Origin of the sequence: Exiguobacterium sp. B2(2022) (assembly GCF_028823655.1) — a bacterium.
Taxonomy (GTDB): Bacteria; Bacillota; Bacilli; order Exiguobacteriales; family Exiguobacteriaceae; genus Exiguobacterium; species Exiguobacterium aestuarii_A.
On sequence record NZ_JAPEHX010000116.1, the window covers coordinates 1 to 1,331 of the forward strand.

Below are 1,331 nucleotides of genomic sequence, written 5' to 3' on the forward strand. Positions count from 1 at the left end.
ATGGGGAAATCATCGCTCCTCAGAGTACGCTTCGAAGAGGTCCTGAACCAGCCGTTATTAAATGTGATCATTTCTTCAAAGAAGCAGATCTCGTTGCTCGGCAAATCAAAAAGTTACATGAGGAGAAAAAAGTTCCCTACTCTGAAATGTTGATCCTATATCGCGTCCAAAAATTTTCAACGATGCATTACGTCGACACCTTGCAACGTGCACTGAACTACTATGGAATCGAGCACTTTTGGATTACAGAGAGCAGTGAGACGAAACGTACCTTCTCAAAAGATGATCAGTGCGTAAAAATCAGTACAATCGACAGCAGTAAAGGTCTTGATTTTCAAGCCGTTTTTATCGTCAACGTTGACAATATGCCATTCAAATATGAAGAAGATGTCGAGCGCGAAGTGTCTCTCCTTTATATCGGGATGACACGTGCAAAAGAATATCTCTTCTTATCGTATTCAGGCGACTCCATCTTCACTCGTTATTTCGAATCATGTCAAGTAGTCACACCGGCTCGTCCAAAATTAAATGGGTAACGTCAGCACTTGAGACGTTTTACACATCGAGGGTCGTGGAATAAGCACTAGAAAGGGTTTCTGTTTGACCAACATTGACTATACAGGTATGATGAACTTACAACCTACATAAAGGAGGCAGATTCAATGTTAATTCCAACAGTTATCGAACAGACAGGCCGTGGGGAGCGCGCGTACGACATCTACTCACGCTTGCTCAAAGACCGTATCATCCTTCTCGGAAGTGCGATTGACGACAACGTCGCGAACTCAATTGTCGCACAGCTTCTCTTCCTCGCAGCTGAGGATCCAGAAAAGGACATCTCGCTCTACATCAACAGCCCAGGTGGTTCGATCACAGCGGGTATGGCGATTTACGACACGATGAACTTCATCAAGCCGAACGTGTCGACGATTTGTATCGGAATGGCTGCATCGATGGGTGCCTTCTTGCTCCAAGCCGGTGAAAAAGGAAAACGCTTCGCACTTCCGAACGCGGAAATCATGATTCACCAACCGCTCGGCGGCACACAAGGCCAAGCGTCAGACATTAAGATTCACGCAGAACGTATCATTAAAATGCGTGAGAAATTGAACCAAATCATGGCAGAGAACACTGGACAGCCACTTGAAGTCATCGAGCGCGACACAGAGCGTGACTACTTCATGGCAGCTGACCAAGCGAAAGACTACGGTCTCATCGACAAAGTCATGACTCGCTAATCATACAAAAGACGTTTCCCGATCAATCGGGAAACGTCTTTTTCTATTCGATTGGCATCCAGACTTCAATCATGTCATCCGCCCCTGCCTGAC

General features: G+C 45.8%; 2 protein-coding genes. Both read left to right on the forward strand.

What is annotated here, in order from left to right; all coding sequences use genetic code 11:
* A partial coding sequence (locus ON063_RS14525; RefSeq protein WP_274665609.1) for a 3'-5' exonuclease occupies nt 1-536 on the forward strand: 536 nt, incomplete at its 5' end.
* A 126-nt stretch (nt 537-662) separates the two neighbouring features.
* Nucleotides 663-1,238 carry an ATP-dependent Clp endopeptidase proteolytic subunit ClpP gene (clpP, locus tag ON063_RS14530; protein WP_012726916.1) on the forward strand — a complete coding sequence of 192 codons (576 nt, stop codon included), beginning with the start codon at nt 663-665 and terminating at the stop codon, nt 1,236-1,238.
* The last annotated feature ends 93 nt before the right edge of the window (nt 1,239-1,331 follow it).